We start from the raw sequence: 17,251 nt of genomic DNA on the forward strand, positions 1-17,251 counted from the left end.
TTCAGCTCCCGGGTCGCAGCAGTCGGGCAAAGGAGAAGTAAGGCATCGACAGCGAGTGCCGTCGTGCGCGGGTGCCGTCCTGGGCGGGTGAGGCCGTGGCCGCGGCGGTGTCGTCCAGCACCTGCGGCAGGGCTGTGGCGGCCGCGGCGGTCGGCAGCGAGACGGCCGACGCGGCACGCAGATGGCCGAACAGACCGACGGTGCCCATGGCCAGCAGCAGGAGCGCGAAGGCCACGGTCGGGGAGGTCCTGAGACGCTTGTCCATCGCTTCCTCTGCTTTGGGTTAGTGGTGTTGTAGGTGACTATAACACCAAAGCGAGCGACGTCAAGCGCCGTCCCCTGTTTTTTTCCCCAACCAATGGCAGGGGTGGTGCCACGTGCTGCAAAGCGGCAGCGCCGCCGTGCATGCCACAATGTGCGTCTGTCGCGCCGGGAGCCCCGGCGCTTTTTGTCGCACGAGGGATGCACTGGATGAAATCGATTGGCACTTGGGTGGCGGGCCTCGGCCTGGCTTCGGCCCTGATCGCAGGCACTGCGATGGCGCAGGACAAGACCACGCTGGAGACCCAGCGTGACAAGGTGAGCTATGCCATCGGCATGGACATCGGCCGCTCGTTCGCGCCGATCGCCGACTACATCGACCCGGCCTCGCTGCAGCAGGCCCTGCAGGGCGCCATGAAGGGCGAGAAGCCCACCCTGAGCGAAGCCGAGGCCCAAGCCACCGACACCGCGCTGCGCGCCAACATGGCCGCCAAGGCCGGCCAGACCCCGCCGGGCCAGCCGCCGGGCGCCCAGCCGCCGGCCGTGAACAAGCAGCACGTCGGTCAGCTGATCGGCAGCTACATGGTCGGCCCCAAGCTGGCCTCGCTGAAGGACGAGGTCGAACTGCCGGTGGTCATGCAGGCCGTGCGCACCGTGCTGGCCAAGGGCAACACCCTGCTCACCGAGGACCAGGCCAAGCAGACCGTGCAGGCCTACGCCAGCGAGCGCCAGGCCGGCCTGTCCCAGCGCAACCGTGACGAGGGCGCGGCGTTCCTGAGCAAGAACAAGGACGTCAAGGGCGTGGTCACCACCCCCTCCGGCCTGCAGTACATGGTGCTGCGCCAGGGCAGCGGCGAGCGTCCGACCGCCGCCAGCACCGTGCGGGTGAACTACGAAGGCAAGCTGCTGGACGGCACCGTGTTCGACAGCTCCTACCAGCGCGGCGAGCCGGCGACCTTCCCGCTGGCCAATGTGGTGCCGGGCTGGACCGAAGGCCTGCAGCTGATGCCGGTGGGCTCCAAGTACCGCTTCTGGATCCCGGCCAGCCTGGGCTACGGCGATGCCGGCGCGCCGGGCGGCGGCATCGGCCCGAACGCGACGCTGACCTTCGACGTGGAACTGCTCGGCATCGCCAAGTAATGTCCACGCCGTCCGACCCCCTGCCGGACAGCCTGGAACGGCGCTTCGTCGAACTGGAGATGCGCCTGGCCTTCCAGGAGCACGCGCTGGCCGAGCTGAGCGAGGCCCTGGCCGACGCCAGGGCCGAGGGCAGCCGCAATGCCGAACTGGTCCGCCACCTGCTGGCGGACCTGAAGAAGGTCCGCTCCGAGCTGTATTCCGACCCGGGCGACGAACCGCCGCCCCCGCATTACTGATCCACCGAACTGATCCACCGATGACCGATTCGTTGCGAGACCAGCTGCTGGGCCTGGGCTTCAAGCCTTCGCCCAAGCCCGAGCGCCCGGCCGAGCGCAAGCCCGGCGGCAAGCCGTCGCAAGGACACAAGCCCCAGGGCGCGCGTCCGGGCGGCGGCAAGGGCGAGGGGCGTCCGCACGCCGGCGGCAAGCCGGGCGGGCAGTCGCACCACCGCGGCCCGCAGCCGCAGGGCGTGCGCCCGAGCGGTCAGCCGCAGCGCCCGGGCAAGTCGCGCTCGCGCGAGGACATCGACCTGGCCAAGGCCTATGCGATCCGCGCGCAGAAGGAAAAGGACGAGCGCATCGAGGCCGAGCGCCTCAAGCAGGAAGAGGCCCGCCTGCGCCGCGAGGCGCGGGCCAAGGTCGACGCCATGCTGGTCGGCAAGACACTCAACGACCCGGCCGCCGAGGTCGTGCGCCACTTCCCCTACGGCGGCAAGATCAAGCGCATCCACGTCACCGCCGATCAGCTCAAGGCGCTCAACGCCGGCGAGCTGGGCGTGGTGCAGCAGGCCGGGCGCTATCTGCTGGTCGAGGCGGCGCTGCTGGCGCAGATCGAGGAAGTCTTCCCCCAGGCGGTCGCGCTCAAGGTCGATCCCAACGCCCCGGCCGAGGACGATCCCTACGCCGATCCGAAGTACCAGGTCCCTGACGATCTGATCTGGTAGCACCCGCCTCCCGGTAGAGCGGAGCTCGCTCCGCTGAGGCTTTCCTAAAGATCTGTACGGAAAGCAGCGGAGCAAGCTCCGCTCTACTGTAGATCTTTGATCGCCAGGCCGCGCAGCTTGGGGGCCTTGAACGCGGTGATGCCGACCACGCACAGGGTCACGCAGCCGCCCAGCACCACCGCCGGCACCAGGCCGAGCAGACGCGCCATCACCCCGTCGTAGAATGCGCCCAGCTCGTTGGACGAGCTGATGAAGATGCTGTTGATCGACGACACGCGGCCGCGCATTTCATCGGGCGTCGCCAGCTGCATGATCGTCCCGCGCAGCACCATCGACACACCGTCGCACAGGCCATAGACGACCAGGATCGCGGCCGAGAGCCAGAAGTGCCGCGACAGCCCGAAGGCGATCGTGCACAGGCCGAAAGCGGCCACCGCGATCATCAGGATGCGGCCGGCGTTCTTGTCGATGGGATGGCGCGCGACCCACAGGCCGGCGGCGACCGCGCCCAGCGACGGGCAGGCGCGCAGGATCCCCAGGCCTTCCGGACCGTAGTGCAGGATGTCGTGGATGAAGGCCGGCAGCATCGAGACCGCGCCGCCCAGCAGCACCGAGAACATGTCCAGCGCCATCGCGCCGAGCATGATCTGGTTGGAGAACACGAAGCGCATGCCCTCGGCGATGCTGCTGAACACCGGCGCGCGCGGCCCGGTGGCGACCGGCTCTTCGACCTTCAGCGGCACCAGCACGCCGATGGCGACCGCCGCCAGCACCGCGGCGACGGAATAGGCCAGCGTGGTGCCGCCCCAGGCCACCAGGCCGCCGCCCAGCGCCGGGCCGAGCACCAGCCCGGTCTGGAAGAACACGTTGGCGATGCTGGTGCCGCGCGCGTACTGGCGGCGCTGCAGCACCCGCGCGAACAGCGCGTTGTACACCGGGGTCAGGAAGCAGCGGACCATGCCGGTCAGGCACACCGCCGCGTACATCGGCCACACGCCCTGGGCCGGCAGCCAGCCGCGGGTGACGCACAGCAGGATCAGCGGCGTGAGCAGCAGGCCGAAGGAGGCGGCCATGCCCAGCTTGCGCCGCGGCAGGTGGTCCACCAGATAGCCGGCGAACGGCGCGGTGCACACGAACGGCAGCACCTCGGCCAGTCCGATCAGGCCCAGCGCCAGCGGATTGCCGGTGATCTGGTAGATATGCCAGCCGACCGCGACCGAGACGACCTGGTAGGAGAGGATGGCGCCGATGCGGTAGGCCAGGGTGCGGATGAAGCCCGGCTGGGCCAGCACTTCGCGGACGCTGACGTCCGCTTCCGGGGCCGGCGGCGGCACGCTCACGCAGCCTGCGCCTTGGCGGTGTCCTGGATGAAGGCCAGCAGCGCGGCCAGGCCGTTGCTGCGGGTCGGCGAGAGATGCTTGGCCAGGCCGATGTCGGCGATGTAGCCGGGCTCGGTCGCCAGGATCTCGGCGGCCGGGCGGCCGGAGTACACGCGCAGCGCCAGGTAGATCAGGCCCGAGACGATGGCCGAGTCGCTGGCCGCCTGGAAGTCCAGCCGCTGCGCGCTGCCCTGCGGCACGATCCACACCATCGACTGGCAGCCGAGCAGGCGGTGTTCATCGGTCTTCCATGCATCGGGGAAGGGCGGCAGCTTGCGGCCCAGGTCGATCAGATACTGGTAGCGCTCGGCCCAGTCGGAGAAGAACGCGAACTCCTCCTTGATCGCCGCCTGCGCTTGCACGGCGGTGGGTTCGAGCGGGAATACGGTGTCGGTCACGTCAGTACGTCTCTTGGAGTCGTCATTCCCGCGAAAGCGGGAATCCAGTGGCTTTGTTGCGGCATTCCAACGCGCGCGGCGCTTGGCGCGGAAGTCCCTGGATCCCCGCGTTCGCGGGGATGACGAGGGGGTAGGTCAACCACGCTTCCAGCGCACGCCCTGCGGGGTGTCTTCCAGCAAAATTCCTTCACTAGCCAGCTGTGTGCGGATCGCATCGGCGCGGGCGAAATCACGCGCCTGCTTGGCTTGGTTGCGTTCCTCAATCAGCCGTTCGATACGTTTATCGGGAGCGGTTTCGAGCTCAGCATGCAGGCTTTGACCATCAGCCAGTGCCACAGTCCGGGAGCCATGGAACCATTCCCGCGGCGATTGTTGTAGCAGTCCCAAGGCCAGCCCGGCTCCCAGCAGTGCGGACTTGGCCTGGCGCAGGCGGGCCGCGCGCGCTTCAGCATTTCCTCTGTCGAGGCCCCCTGGAGGAGCTACTTGGGCTAGGGCCTTGCGCGCCTCAGCGGCTATGCGCGCAAGCTCGGCCAGCGCCTGAGGCGTATTGAGGTCTTCGTCAAGTGCGTCTTCCACCGCTTGCGGGATGACGGCAGCGGCATCGATGCCGCCCAGATCGCGCAGCGTGCCGTACAGGCGATCCAGCGTGCGCACCGACTGCTCGATCAGCGCGTCGGACCAGTCCAGCGGCTGGCGGTAGTGCGCCGAGAGCAGGGCATAGCGCAGCGCCTCGGGCGGGTGCTGCTGCAGCAGGTCGTGCACGCGCTCGATGTTGCCCAGCGACTTGCTCATCTTGGCGCCGCCGAAGTTGAGCATGCCGTTGTGCAGCCAGAACCGCGCGAAGGTCGCCCCGCCGTGCGCGCACTCGCTCTGCGCGACCTCGTTCTCGTGGTGCGGGAACTGCAGGTCCACGCCGCCGGCGTGGATGTCGATGGTGGTACCCAGGTGGGCGGCGGCCATGGCCGAGCACTCGATGTGCCAGCCCGGCCGACCGCGGCCCCAGGGCGAGTCCCAGCCGGGCAGCTCGTCGCTGGAGGGCTTCCACAGCACGAAGTCGCCGGCGTCGCGCTTGTACGGCGCCACGTCCACGCGCGCGCCGGCCAGCAGTTCGTCCGGGTCGCGGCGCGAGAGCTGGCCGTAGCGGGCGAACGAGCCGACCGAGAACAGCACGTGCCCGTCGGCGGCGTAGGCGTGGCCGCCGGCGATGAGCCGCTCGATCATGGCGATGATCTGCGGGATGTGCGCGGTGGCCTCCGGCTCGATGTCCGGCGGCACCACGCCCAGGGCCGCCATGTCGGCCCGGTAGGCCGCGGCGAACTTGTCGGTGATGGCACTGATCGGCACGCCCTGTTCGGCCGCGGCGGCGTTGATCTTGTCGTCCACGTCGGTGATGTTGCGCGCGTAGCGCAGGCCGCCATAGCGGCGGCGCAGCAGCTGCGCCAGCACGCCGAACACCACCGGGCCGCGCGCGTTGCCGATGTGCACGTAGTTGTAGACGGTGGGGCCGCACACGTACATGGTCGGGCTGGCCGGATCCAGCGGCGCGAACGGCTGCACGCTGCGCGTGAGGGTGTTGAACAACTGCAGGGACATGGAGGCGGGGGCGCGGAAGCAGGGCAGCGATTCTACCCCGGACCGCAGGCGACAGCCCGGATTCAGCGTGGGTGTGGGACCGCTGCCTACACTGTGGAGTCGTTGCTCGCTCATCTCCCCCGCGCTGCATGCCTCCAGCTTCCCGTGCCCTCCTGATCGCGTGCCTGTCCGTATGCCTCCCGGTGGCCGCGCAGCAGGTCGCTGTCGTGCCGGTGGAGAACGTGCGCATCGACTACGCCCAGGTCCTGTCGGTCGAGCCGGTCTACCAAACCCTGCGCGCCACCCGCAGCGAGCCGCAGTGCGACCCGCCGGCGGCCGGTGAGGCCGACGACGCGCCCAAGGCGGAGGGGCGCATCGCGCGCCTGGTCGATTCGGTCAAGGGGGTCTTCAGCAGCGACGAGAAGAACGCCAAGCCCGAGGAGGCCCCGGCCAAGCCGCCCACCACCGGGCAGAACTGCCGCATGGTCACCGTCGAGCGCGAGTTCCGGCGGCCGATCGCCTACGACGTGGACTACGTCTACAAGGGCACCAAGTACCGCTCGCGCCTGCCCGAGGATCCGGGCAACCGGCTGCGCATCCGCGTCTCGGTCACGCCCTATGCGCCGGGCCAGCAGCGCGCCGGCAATCCTTGAGTGCCGCGGCGGCCTTGCGCCGCAGCATGGCGCGTGCGAGGATGCGCGCCCGATGAAGACCTCTTCGCACCTGTACGCAAGCGCCGCCCGGATGGCCTCGGGCATGACTTCGCGTGCTCGCCGACCGGAATCCGCACACTAGCTGGGTCCCCGGAGGTCTTGTCCTGCACACCGGAAAAACCCAGCCTACAGGCTGGGTTTTTTCGTTTTCCATGACGCCAAGGTTTCAACCGCAACCGCGCGCCCCGCGCCCCGACCTCTCGCAAAGGATGATCCGATGCCGCTGAAGCACTTCTTGAACACGCAGGACTGGAGCCGTCCGGAGCTGGACGCCCTGCTGACCCAGGCCGCGCTGTTCAAACGCAACAAGCTGGGCAACGAGCTGAAGGGCAAGTCGGTGGCGCTGGTGTTCTTCAACCCGTCCATGCGCACGCGCACCAGCTTCGAGCTGGGCACCTTCCAGCTGGGCGGCCATGCCGTCGTGCTGCAGCCGGGCAAGGACGCGTGGCCGATCGAGTTCGACTTCGGCAAGGTGATGGACGGCGAGGCCGAGGAGCACATCGCCGAGGTGGCCCAGGTGCTGGGCCGCTATGCCGACCTGGTGGCCGTGCGCGCGTTCCCGAAGTTCGTCGACTGGGCCACCGACCGCGAGGACCGGGTGCTGAAGAGCTTCGCCAAGTACAGCCCGGTGCCGGTGATCAACATGGAGACCATCACCCATCCGTGCCAGGAGCTGGCGCACATCATGGCGCTGCAGGAACACTTCGGCACCAGCGACCTGCGCGGCAAGAAGTACGTGCTGACCTGGACCTACCACCCCAAGCCGCTCAACACCGCGGTGGCCAACTCGGCCCTGACCATCGCCACGCGCATGGGCATGGACGTGACCCTGCTGTGCCCGACGCCCGAGTACGTGCTGGACCGGCGCTACATGGGCTGGGCCGAGGCCAACGTCGCCGAGAGCGGCGGCTCGCTGCAGGTCAGCCACGACATCGAAAGCGCCTATGCCGGCGCCGATGTGGTCTACGCCAAGAGTTGGGGCGCGCTGCCGTACTTCGGTAACTGGGGCCCGGAGAAGCCGATCCGCGATGCGTACAAGCACTTCATCGTGGACGAGGCCAAGATGGCCCTGACCAACAATGGCGTGTTCTCGCACTGCCTGCCGCTGCGCCGCAACGTCAAGGCCACCGACGCGGTCATGGACTCGCCCCAGTGCATCGCCATCAACGAGGCCGAGAACCGGCTGCATGTGCAGAAGGCGATCATGGCCGCCCTGGTGGGCCAGGGCAGCCGGGATTCGTGATTCGGGATTGGGGATTCGCACTGGCGCATCCCGCTTCCACTCCTACTTAGTCAACCGCAGAGAGACACCCCCATGTCGCAGCAAACCGCTCCCACGAATCCCGACTCCCCAATCCCCAATTCCGGCACCAAGGACATCGTCCTCGCCTTCTCCGGCGGCCTGGACACCAGCTTCTGCATTCCCTATCTGCAGGAGAAGGGTTATGCCGTGCACACCGTGTTCGCCGATACCGGCGGCGTGGATGCGCAGGAACGCGATTTCATCGAGAAGCGCGCCGCCGAGCTGGGCGCGGCCAGCCACGTCACCGTCGATGGCGGCCCGGCGATCTGGAACGGCTTCGTCAAGCCCTTCGTCTGGGCCGGCGAGGGCTATCAGGGCCAGTATCCGCTGCTGGTCTCCGACCGCTACCTGATCGTCGATGCCGCGCTCAAGCGCGCCGCCGAGCTGGGCACCAAGGCGATCGCGCACGGCTGCACCGGCATGGGCAACGACCAGGTGCGCTTCGACCTGGCGGTCAAGGCGCTGGGCGATTACGAGATCGTCGCCCCGATCCGCGAGATCCAGAAGGAGCACACCCAGACCCGCGCCTACGAGCAGAAGTATCTGGAGGAGCGCGGCTTCGGCGTGCGCGCCAAGCAGCAGGCCTACACCATCAACGAGAACCTGCTCGGCCTGACCATGTCCGGCGGCGAGATCGATCGCTGGGAAGCCCCGGGCGAGGGCGCGCGCGGTTGGTGCGCGCCGCGCGCCGAGTGGCCGCAGGCGCCGCTGTCGGTGACCCTGACCTTCGTCGAGGGCGAGGCCGTCGCGCTGGATGGCGAAAAGCTGGCCGGCGAGAAGATCCTGGCCAAGCTCAACAAGCTCTTCGCCCCCTACGGCGTGGGCCGCGGCGTGTACACCGGCGACACCGTGATCGGCCTGAAGGGCCGCATCGTGTTCGAGGCGCCGGGCCTGGTGTCGCTGCTGGCCGCGCACCGCGCGCTGGAGGATGCCGTGCTGACCAAGCAGCAGAACCGCTTCAAGCCGGAAGTGGCGCGCAAGTGGGTCGAGCTGGTGTACGAAGGCTTCTACCACGACCCGCTCAAGACCGACATCGAGGCCTTCCTGAAGTCCTCGCAGGCCAAGGTCAACGGCGAGGTGGTGCTGCGCACCGACGGCGGCCGGGTCGAGGCCGTGGCGGTCAAGTCGCCGCACATCCTCAACGCCAAGGGCGCGACCTATGCGCAGTCGGCCGACTGGGGCGTGGAGGAGGCCGAAGGCTTCATCAAGCTGTTCGGCATGAGCTCGACGCTGTACGCGCAGGTCAACCCCTGAGTCGCGCCACGGGTGGCCGGGCTTCGGTCCGGTCATCCGTGGATGGATCGTCCGCACTCCACCTGGACCCTACCGCCATGTCCGCCGTGATCGATCCGGTCGCGCGGCAGTTCGAAGCCTACAACCGCCGCGACCTGACCGCCTTCCTTGCCTGCTTCGCCGAGGACTTCACGTCCTACCGGATGCCGGCTGTGTCGCCCGCTCTGCGGGGCAAGGACGCGCTCGCCGCGTTCTATGCCGAACATCGCTTCAACAACCCGGCCTTGCGGGCGGAGCTGGTGTCGCGAACGGTGCTGGGCCGGATGGTGTTCGATCACGAGCGGATCCACGGACTCGCTGCGCAGGCGCAGGTGACCATGGCGGTGTTCGAGGTCGAGGACAGCCTGATCCGTACGGCCTGGTTCTACGCCGCGTGAGCGGCGCCGGCCTGATCCCCACGCGTGTGGCAGCCGAGTCCATGCGCCCGATGCGTTCCATGAAGGATCCCGACACCATGCAGTCCCCATTGCGCATCAGCACCGACAAGGAGGAACTGGACGTGGCGCTGATCCACCGCTTCCTCTCGTCGGAGGCCTATTGGAGCCGGGACATCCCGCGCGACACCGTGCAACGCGCCATCGACGGGTCGCTGTGCTTCGGCGGCTATGTGGACGGGGCAGGGCAGGTGGCGTTCGCGCGGGTCATCACCGACGGTGCGACCTTCGCCTACCTGGCCGATGTGTTCGTGCTGGAAGACCAGCGCGGCAAGGGCTACAGCAAGCAGCTGATGCAGGCCGTCATGGCCCATCCGCGGCTGCAGGACCTGCGCCGCTTCATGCTGGCCACCTGGGATGCGCACGGCCTGTACGCCCAGTTCGGCTTCCAGCCGGCCGCCCGGCCGGACCGGCTGATGGAGAAGCTGGACATGGAGCTCTACAGCCGCAACGCCGCGCAGCTCGCCGCACCCTCACCTTGAGCCGAAGGGCAGGGCCGCGCGGCCCCGCTCACTCCTCACTTCTCGTCCCATCACTTACTGCCCGCCCCATGACGACCCTGCTCGAAACCACGCTGACGCATCTGGAGAAGCTGGTGTCCTTCGACACCCGCAACCCGCCGCGTGCGCTGACTACCGGCGGCATCTTCGACTACCTGCGCCAGCAGCTGCCGGGCTTCAAGGTCGAGGTGATCGATCACGGCGCCGGCGCGATCAGCTTCTACGCCGTGCGCGGGACGCCGAAGTACCTGTTCAACGTGCATCTGGACACCGTGCCGGATTCGCCGCACTGGAGCGCCGATCCGCACGTGATGCGGCGCCAGTCCGATCGCGTGATCGGTCTGGGCGTGTGCGACATCAAGGGCGCGGCGGCCGCGCTGGTCGCCGCGGCCAATGCCGGCGACGGCGACGCGGCCTTCCTGTTCTCCTCCGACGAGGAGGCCAACGACCCGCGCTGCATCGCCGCGTTCCTGGCCCGCCAGCTGCCCTACGAGGCGGTCCTGGTGGCCGAGCCGACCATGGGCGAGGCGGTGCTGGCCCATCGCGGCATCAGCTCGGTGCTGATGAAGTTCAGCGGCCGCGCCGGCCATGCCTCGGGCAAGCAGGATCCCTCGGCCAGCGCGCTGCACCAGGCCATGCGCTGGGGCGGCAGGGCGCTGGACCATGTCGAGTCGCTGGCCCACGCCCGCTTCGGCGGGCTGACCGGCCTGCGCTTCAACATCGGCCGGGTCGAGGGCGGCATCAAGGCCAACATGATCGCGCCGAGCGCCGAGCTGCGCTTCGGCTTCCGGCCGCTGCCCTCGATGGACATCGACGACCTGCTGTCCACGTTCGCCGGCTTCGCCGAGCCGGCCGCGGCGCACTTCGAGGAGACCTTCCGCGGCCCGAGCCTGCCTTCCGGCGATATCGCCCGCGCGGAGGAACGTCGCCTGGCCGCACGCGATGTCGCCGACGAACTCGGCCTGCCGATCGGCAATGCGGTGGACTTCTGGACCGAGGCCTCGCTGTTCTCCGCCGGCGGCTATACCGCGCTGGTCTTCGGGCCGGGCGACATCGCCCAGGCGCACACCGCCGACGAGTTCGTGACGCTGGAGCAGCTCGAGCGCTACGTGCAATCCGTCGATCGCATCATCAACGGCTGCTAACGCCGCGTCTTCTCCCTCCTTCCCAGACTTGCGCACACCGTGAACATCCCCGTCGCCAACGCCCAGACCCGCCAGACCATCGTGCGCCTGCTCTCCAGCATGGCCAGCGCGAAGGAGATCAGCCAGTACCTCAAGCGCTTCTCGCAGCTGGACGCCAAGCGCTTCGCGGTGGTGAAGGTCGGCGGCGCCGTCCTGCGCGACGAGCTGGACGACCTGACCTCCTCGCTGACCTTCCTGCAGGAGGTCGGCCTGACCCCGATCGTGCTGCACGGCGCCGGCCCGCAGCTGGACGCCGAGCTGGCCGCCGCCGGCATCGAGAAGCACACCATCAACGGCCTGCGCGTGACCTCGCCGCAGGGCCTGGCGATCGTGCGCCGCGTGTTCCAGGCCTCCAACCTCAAGCTGGTCGAGGCCCTGCAGGCCGCCGGCGCGCGGGCGACCTCCATCACCGGCGGCGTGTTCGAGGCCGATTACCTGGATCAGGCCACCTACGGCCTGGTGGGCGAGGTCAAGGCGGTGAACCTGGCGCCCATCGAGGCCAGCCTGCAGGCCGGCTCGATCCCGGTGATCACCAGCCTGGGCGAGACCCCGTCGGGCCAGATCCTCAACATCAACGCCGACTTCGCCGCCAACGAGCTGGTGCGCGAGCTGCAGCCGTACAAGATCATCTTCCTCACCGGCACCGGCGGGCTGCTGGACGAGCAGGGCAAGGTGATCGATTCGATCAACCTGTCCACCGAGTACGACCACCTGATCCAGCAGCCGTGGATCCATGGCGGCATGAAGGTCAAGATCGAGCAGATCAAGGACCTGCTGGACAAGCTGCCGCTGGAATCGTCGGTGTCGATCACCCGGCCGGCGGACCTGGCCAAGGAGCTGTTCACGCACAAGGGCTCTGGCACCCTGGTGCGCCGCGGTGAGCGCGTGCTCAAGGCCACCGGCTGGGACGAGCTGGACCTGCCGCGGCTGACCGCGCTGATCGAGTCCAGCTTCGGCCGCAAGCTGGTGCCGGATTACTACCGGAACACGCCGCTGCTGCGCGCCTACGTCAGCGAGAACTACCGCACCGCCATCCTGCTGACCGAAGGCGAGGGCATGGTCTACCTGGACAAGTTCGCCGTGTCCGACGATGCGCAGGGCGAGGGCCTGGGCCGCGCGGTGTGGAACGTGATGCGCGAGGAGACCCCGCAGCTGTTCTGGCGCTCGCGCCACAACAACCAGGTCAACATCTTCTACTACGCCGAGTCCGACGGCTGCTTCAAGCAGGAGAAGTGGAAGGTGTTCTGGTACGGCATGGACGACTTCGCCCAGATCCAGCGCTGCGTGGCCCACTGCGCCACGCGCCGGCCGACGCTGGAGGGCTGAGGACGATGCAGGCCGCAGCCAACCCCTGGCGGACCGTGCCGACCCTGCGCGGCGAACACGTCGCGCTGGAGCCGCTGTCGGGCGCGCATGCCGAGGGCCTGCGCGCGATCGTGGCCGACGGCGTGCTGCCGGCGCTGTGGTACACCGGCGTGCCCAAGGTCGAGGCGGTGGACGGCTATATCGCCGACGCGCTGGCGCAGCAGGCGCGCGGGGCGATGCTGTGCTTCGCCGTGCTGGACGCCCAGGGCAAGGTCGCCGGCAGCACGCGCTTCTACGATCTGGAGCCGGGCGTGCCTCGGCTGAGCATCGGCTACACCTGGTATGCGTCGCGCGCGCAGCGCACCGGCCTGAACACGCAGGCCAAGCAGCTGCTGCTGGGGCATGCGTTCGATGTGCTGGGCTGTGCCTCGGTGGTGTTCGAGACCAGCTGGTTCAACCATGCCTCGCGCGCGGCCATCGCGCGACTGGGCGCGCGCCAGGACGGCGTGCTGCGCAACCACAAGCGCCATGCCGACGGCACGCTGCGCGATACGGTGATCTTCTCCATCCTCGACCGCGAATGGCCCGCGGTCAGGGCTCATCTGCAGTTCCAGCTGGACAAACACGCATGACTTCCCCTGTTTTCACCGTCGGCATCGTCGGCGCCCGCGGGCATACCGGCACTGAGCTGATCAAGCTCATCGCCGCCCATCCGCAGCTGCGCCTGACCTTCGTGTCCTCGCGCGAGCTGGACGGCCAGCCGGTGCGCGAGCACAACGCCGCCTACGCCGGTGAGCTGCGCTTCGAGAACCTGGATGCCGACGCGGTCGCCGCCAAGGGCGCCGACGCGGTGATCCTGGCGCTGCCCAACGGCAAGGCGCAGGCCTATGCCGACGCGGTCGCCGCCGCGCGCCCCGAGACGGTGCTGGTCGACCTGTCGGCCGACTACCGCTTCGAGCCGAGCTGGTACTACGGCCTGCCCGAGCTGACCCGCGGCGCCTACGCCGGGCAGAAGCACATCAGCAATCCGGGTTGCTACGCCACCGCGATGCAGCTGGCGATCGCGCCACTGCTGGACCAGCTGGCCGGCCCGCCGCAGTGCTTCGGCGTGTCCGGCTATTCCGGCGCCGGCACCACGCCGTCGGACAAGAACAACCCGGCGCTGCTGGCCGACAACCTGATGCCGTACTCGCTGACCGACCACATGCACGAGCGCGAGGTGTCCGCGCATCTGGGCGTGCCGGTGGAGTTCATGCCGCATGTGGCGCCGCACTTCCGCGGCATCACCATGACAGTCAACCTGTGGCTGCAGCAGTCGATGACACGCGAGGCGGTCAAGGCCCGCTACCAGACGCGCTACGCCGGCGAACCGCTGATCGACGTGGTCGACGACGCGCCCTGGGTCAGCCGCATCGCGGGCCGGCATGGCGTGCAGATCGGCGGCTTCACCCTGGCGCCGGGCGGCAAGCGCGTGGTGGTGGTGTCCACCCTGGACAACCTGCTCAAGGGCGCGGCCACCCAGGCGATGCAGAACCTCAACCTGGCGCTCGGCCTGCCCGAACTCACCGCGATCCCGCACTGAGACCGCATTGTTGGTAGAGCGGAGCTTGCTCCGCTGCTTATCCCGGTGAAGCCCCAGCGGAGCGAGCTCCGCTCTACAAGGGGCCAAGCGCTAAAACCCAATCAAGGTCGGCTTGACCGCCGCCTTCGCAGGAGCAAGACCGATGACAGACCTGTTGTGGCAGAAACCCGGCGTTGCCGTCGATGCCAAGATCCAGACCTTCCTGGCCGGCGACGACGTCATCCTGGATCGCGAATTCTTCCTGCACGACATCGCCGCCAGCACGGCGCACGCCGAGGGCCTGCAGCACATCGGCATCCTCTCGGCCGAGGAGCTGGACGGACTCAAGCGCGAGCTGTCCGTCCTGGCCGACGACTTCCGCAGCGGCGCCTTCGTGCTGGACGCGCAGTACGAGGACGGGCACTCGGCCATCGAGGCGCGCCTGACCGAGCGCCTGGGCGATGCTGGCCGCCGCATCCACACCGGCCGCAGCCGCAACGACCAGATCCTGGTCGCCACGCGCCTGTGGCTGAAGGACAGGCTCGGCGCGCTGGCGCAGCTGAGCCGGCAGATCGCAGGCGTCGCCCTGGAGCGCGCGCAGGCCGAACAGGGCCTGCCGATCCCCGGCTATACCCACATCCAACGCGCCGTGGTGTCCTCGGCGGGCATGTGGTGGGCGGGCTGGGCCGAGGCCTTCATCGACGACGCGGTGCGCGCGGCCGATACGCTGAAGCTGATCGACGCCAATCCGCTGGGCACCGCCGCCGGTTATGGCGTCAACCTGCCGCTGGATCGCGCGCATACCACCGCCGCGCTGGGCTTCGCCCGCCTGCAGGTCTCGCCGATCTACGCGCAGCTCTCGCGCGGCAAGTTCGAACTGGCCGCGCTGGAGGCCCTGGGCAGCGCCACGCTTGACCTGCGCCGCATCGCCTGGGACTTGTCGCTGTTCACCAGCGGCGAGTTCGGCTTCGTCGCGCTGCCGGCGCAGTACACCACCGGCAGCTCGATCATGCCCAACAAGCGCAATCCGGACGTGATCGAGCTGATGCGCGCCACCCACGCCAGCGTCGCCGCGGCCCGCACCGAGATCGAGCAGCTGCTGTCGCTGCCGTCGGGCTACCACCGCGACCTTCAGGCCTCCAAGGGCGCGATCTTCCACGGCTTCGGTCGCGGTCTGGCCGCGCTGGAGCTGCTGCCGGCGCTGCTGGCCAATCTGGAATGGCGCGAGGACCGCATCCGCGCCGCGATCGATTCGGGCATGTACGCCACCGACGTGGCGGTGGAAGCCGCCGTGGCCGGCGTGCCGTTCCGCGAGGCCTACAAGGCCGCCGCGGCCAGCGCCGACACGGCCGGGCAGGGCCGCACGCCCGAAGGCAGCCTGGCCGCGCGCGTCTCGCCCGGCGCGGCGGCGGACCTGCAGCTGGAGGTGCTGCGCCAGCGCTGGGAGGCGCTGCGCGTTTGAAGGGCCGCCGCCTTTCCTGAAGAGGAGGGCGGCGTCAGTGCTCGCGATACGATCCGGCGATTGGATCGCGTTCCGATCACGAAGGGCGTCATCCCCGCGCAGGCGGGCATCCAGTGGCTTGCGCAGCGCACTCATCGCGCTCGGCCACGCAACGACAAGCAGGAGATGCATCGATGAAGTTGTATCTGGTGATGGCCATCCGCAAGGCCGACTTTCCCGCCGACGTGGTCGGCCCGCACAAGGACTGGCTGATCAATCTGAAGGTCGAAGGGCAGCTGCACATGGCCGGCGGCTTTACCGACGGCAGCGGCGGCGCCTACATCCTGAAGAACCTCGACAGCCTGGAGCAGGCCAAGGCCCTGGTCGCGACCGATCCGCTGGCGCTGCGCAACGCGTCCGAGCTGACCGTGTACGAGTGGAATACGCCCTAGCGCATCGTATGGATCCTGGGATGCGAGCAGCCACCAAAATCCGTCGTTCCGCGAAGGCGGGAATCCAAGGACGTTGGCCTTCACTCGCGAAGCCCCCTGGATTCCCGCCTTCGCGGGAATGACGATAGGGCGGGCGCCGCCGGCTTCGCCCCCCTCGCACGATCCACCACGCGCTCCAGCCCCTTCCATCCCCGAACCCCCATGAACGACGCCGCCACGACCACCGCCACCGCGTTCACCGAGCAGCTGCTGCCGCCGTGGCGTCGCGCGGTGCTCAAGGTGGGCAGCAGCCTGCTGGCCGCCGACGGGGGTGGTCTGTCGCCGAAGTTCGCGCTGGGGCTGGCGCAGTTCGTCTCGGCCAATGTGCTGGCCGGGCGCGAGGTGGTGATCGTGTCCTCCGGCGCAGTTGCCGCCGGGCGCGCGATCGTGCCGAAGGCGGCCGAGGCCGGGGCCGGCATCGCCGCGCGCCAGGCGCTGGCCGCGCTCGGCCAGGCGCAGCTGATCGGGCTGTGGCAGCGTTTCTTCGAGCGGCCGGTGGCGCAGGTGCTGCTGACCCATGACGACCTGCGCAACCGCCGCCGCTACCTCAATGCCCGCGCCACGCTGCTGGAGCTGCTGGCGCTGGGCACGCTGCCGGTGGTCAACGAGAACGACACCGTCTCCATCGACGAGCTCAAGCTCGGCGACAACGACAACCTGGCCGCGGTGGTGGCCGCGCTGGTCGACGCCGACGCCTTGTTCATCGCCACCGACATCGACGGCCTGTACACCGCCGACCCGCGCAGCGACCCGGCCGCACGCCCGCTGGACGAAGTCGCCGTGCTGACGCCGGAGGTGTTCGCCATGGCCGGCGGTAGCGGCAGCAGCGTGGGCACCGGCGGCATGCGCACCAAGCTGGAGGCGGCGGCCAAGGCCGGCGCGGCGGGCGTGGAGACCTACCTGTTCAACGGCCGCAGCGCCGAGGTCGTGCGCGGGCTGGCGCAGGACCGCCTGCGCGGCACGCGCCTGCATGCGGCGCAGACGCGCATCGCCGCGCGCAAGGGCTGGCTGCGGCACGCCCCGGTCGAACCCGGCGCGATCCTGGTCGATGCCGGCGCGGCTGGCGCCCTGGTCGAACGCGGCGCCTCGCTGCTGCCCGGCGGCGTGATCGGCGCCGAGGGCGACTTCCGCCGCGGCGACATGGTCGAGGTGCAGCTGCGCGGCGAGGACGGCCAGCGCCGGCTGGCGCGCGGCATCGCCCAGTATTCGGCCGCCGACATCCGCCGCATCGCCCACCGGCACTCGCGCGACATCGAGGCCGTGCTGGGGTATAGCTATGGCGAGAACGTGATCCACCGCGACGACCTGGTGCTGCTGTGACCCCCGTTTGTTG

Annotated in this window: 19 protein-coding genes; 15 read left to right on the forward strand and 4 right to left on the reverse strand. The window is 69.1% G+C overall.

The annotated features are described in order from the left end of the window. Position 1: 1 nt before the first annotated feature. The gene (locus EAT51_RS11015; RefSeq protein WP_130561616.1) at positions 2-265 is read right to left on the reverse strand and encodes a hypothetical protein; all 264 of its coding nucleotides are present in this window, start codon (positions 263-265) and stop codon (positions 2-4) included. Between the two features lie 272 nt (positions 266-537). Here EAT51_RS11015 and EAT51_RS11020 point away from each other — a divergent pair, with 272 nt between their 5' ends. Genes EAT51_RS11020 through EAT51_RS11030 form a run of 3 tightly spaced genes read left to right on the forward strand, consistent with a single transcriptional unit; the run spans position 538 to position 2,344 of the window. Next, positions 538-1,401, forward strand: coding sequence for an FKBP-type peptidyl-prolyl cis-trans isomerase (locus EAT51_RS11020; RefSeq protein WP_379655308.1), 864 nt, complete (start codon positions 538-540; stop codon positions 1,399-1,401). Next, positions 1,401-1,637: a SlyX family protein gene (locus EAT51_RS11025; protein ID WP_130517917.1), complete on the forward strand. Its 237-nt coding sequence runs from the start codon at positions 1,401-1,403 to the stop codon at positions 1,635-1,637. The genes EAT51_RS11020 and EAT51_RS11025 overlap by 1 nt, the downstream gene beginning before the upstream one ends. 20 nt (positions 1,638-1,657) lie before the next feature. After that, the gene (locus EAT51_RS11030; protein ID WP_130561617.1) at positions 1,658-2,344 is read left to right on the forward strand and encodes a DUF2058 domain-containing protein; all 687 of its coding nucleotides are present in this window, start codon (positions 1,658-1,660) and stop codon (positions 2,342-2,344) included. 83 nt (positions 2,345-2,427) lie between these two features. Here EAT51_RS11030 and EAT51_RS11035 read toward each other — a convergent pair whose 3' ends face one another. The 3 genes from EAT51_RS11035 to cysS form a co-directional block, all read right to left on the reverse strand. After that, entirely contained in the window at positions 2,428-3,678 is a 1,251-nt protein-coding gene (locus tag EAT51_RS11035; protein WP_425477747.1) for an MFS transporter, read from the reverse strand. 2 nt (positions 3,679-3,680) lie between these two features. Further along, entirely contained in the window at positions 3,681-4,121 is a 441-nt protein-coding gene (locus EAT51_RS11040; protein ID WP_130517923.1) for a SufE family protein, read from the reverse strand. Positions 4,122-4,256: 135 nt separating this feature from the next. Beyond that, complete coding sequence (cysS, locus tag EAT51_RS11045) at positions 4,257-5,714, reverse strand: cysteine--tRNA ligase (protein ID WP_130517925.1); 1,458 nt, start codon at positions 5,712-5,714, stop codon at positions 4,257-4,259. 128 nt (positions 5,715-5,842) lie between these two features. On the opposite strand from cysS, the gene EAT51_RS11050 reads away from it, so the two are divergent. From EAT51_RS11050 to proB, 12 genes are all read left to right on the forward strand, one after another. Then, positions 5,843-6,346 (forward strand): hypothetical protein, encoded by a 504-nt coding sequence (locus EAT51_RS11050; protein WP_228257898.1) that lies wholly within the window; start codon positions 5,843-5,845, stop codon positions 6,344-6,346. A gap of 277 nt (positions 6,347-6,623) precedes the next feature. Then, positions 6,624-7,649 carry an N-acetylornithine carbamoyltransferase gene (locus tag EAT51_RS11055; RefSeq protein WP_130517927.1) on the forward strand — a complete coding sequence of 342 codons (1,026 nt, stop codon included), beginning with the start codon at positions 6,624-6,626 and terminating at the stop codon, positions 7,647-7,649. Between the two features lie 72 nt (positions 7,650-7,721). Beyond that, positions 7,722-8,963, forward strand: a complete 1,242-nt coding sequence (locus EAT51_RS11060; protein WP_130517929.1) for an argininosuccinate synthase — start codon at positions 7,722-7,724, stop codon at positions 8,961-8,963. 77 nt (positions 8,964-9,040) lie between these two features. After that, positions 9,041-9,379 (forward strand): nuclear transport factor 2 family protein, encoded by a 339-nt coding sequence (locus tag EAT51_RS11065; RefSeq protein ID WP_130517930.1) that lies wholly within the window; start codon positions 9,041-9,043, stop codon positions 9,377-9,379. 77 nt (positions 9,380-9,456) lie between these two features. Beyond that, positions 9,457-9,918: a GNAT family N-acetyltransferase gene (locus EAT51_RS11070; RefSeq protein ID WP_130518747.1), complete on the forward strand. Its 462-nt coding sequence runs from the start codon at positions 9,457-9,459 to the stop codon at positions 9,916-9,918. Between the two features lie 68 nt (positions 9,919-9,986). Beyond that, complete coding sequence (locus tag EAT51_RS11075; protein ID WP_130517932.1) at positions 9,987-11,081, forward strand: acetylornithine deacetylase; 1,095 nt, start codon at positions 9,987-9,989, stop codon at positions 11,079-11,081. A gap of 99 nt (positions 11,082-11,180) precedes the next feature. Further along, positions 11,181-12,446 (forward strand): acetylglutamate kinase, encoded by a 1,266-nt coding sequence (locus EAT51_RS11080; RefSeq protein ID WP_235872383.1) that lies wholly within the window; start codon positions 11,181-11,183, stop codon positions 12,444-12,446. A gap of 5 nt (positions 12,447-12,451) precedes the next feature. Continuing rightward, positions 12,452-13,057, forward strand: a complete 606-nt coding sequence (locus EAT51_RS11085; protein ID WP_130517936.1) for a GNAT family N-acetyltransferase — start codon at positions 12,452-12,454, stop codon at positions 13,055-13,057. After that, on the forward strand, positions 13,054-14,007 hold the full coding sequence (gene argC / locus EAT51_RS11090) for an N-acetyl-gamma-glutamyl-phosphate reductase (protein WP_130517938.1): 954 nt from the start codon (positions 13,054-13,056) through the stop codon (positions 14,005-14,007). The genes EAT51_RS11085 and argC overlap by 4 nt, the downstream gene beginning before the upstream one ends. A gap of 142 nt (positions 14,008-14,149) precedes the next feature. Next, positions 14,150-15,448, forward strand: coding sequence for an argininosuccinate lyase (gene argH / locus EAT51_RS11095; RefSeq protein WP_130517940.1), 1,299 nt, complete (start codon positions 14,150-14,152; stop codon positions 15,446-15,448). A gap of 173 nt (positions 15,449-15,621) precedes the next feature. Then, on the forward strand, positions 15,622-15,879 hold the full coding sequence (locus tag EAT51_RS11100) for a YciI family protein (RefSeq protein ID WP_130517942.1): 258 nt from the start codon (positions 15,622-15,624) through the stop codon (positions 15,877-15,879). Positions 15,880-16,080: 201 nt separating this feature from the next. Further along, on the forward strand, positions 16,081-17,238 hold the full coding sequence (proB, locus tag EAT51_RS11105) for a glutamate 5-kinase (RefSeq protein ID WP_130517944.1): 1,158 nt from the start codon (positions 16,081-16,083) through the stop codon (positions 17,236-17,238). Positions 17,239-17,251: the final 13 nt, after the last annotated feature.

The organism is Pseudoxanthomonas winnipegensis (assembly GCF_004283755.1).
Taxonomy (GTDB): Bacteria; Pseudomonadota; Gammaproteobacteria; order Xanthomonadales; family Xanthomonadaceae; genus Pseudoxanthomonas_A; species Pseudoxanthomonas_A winnipegensis.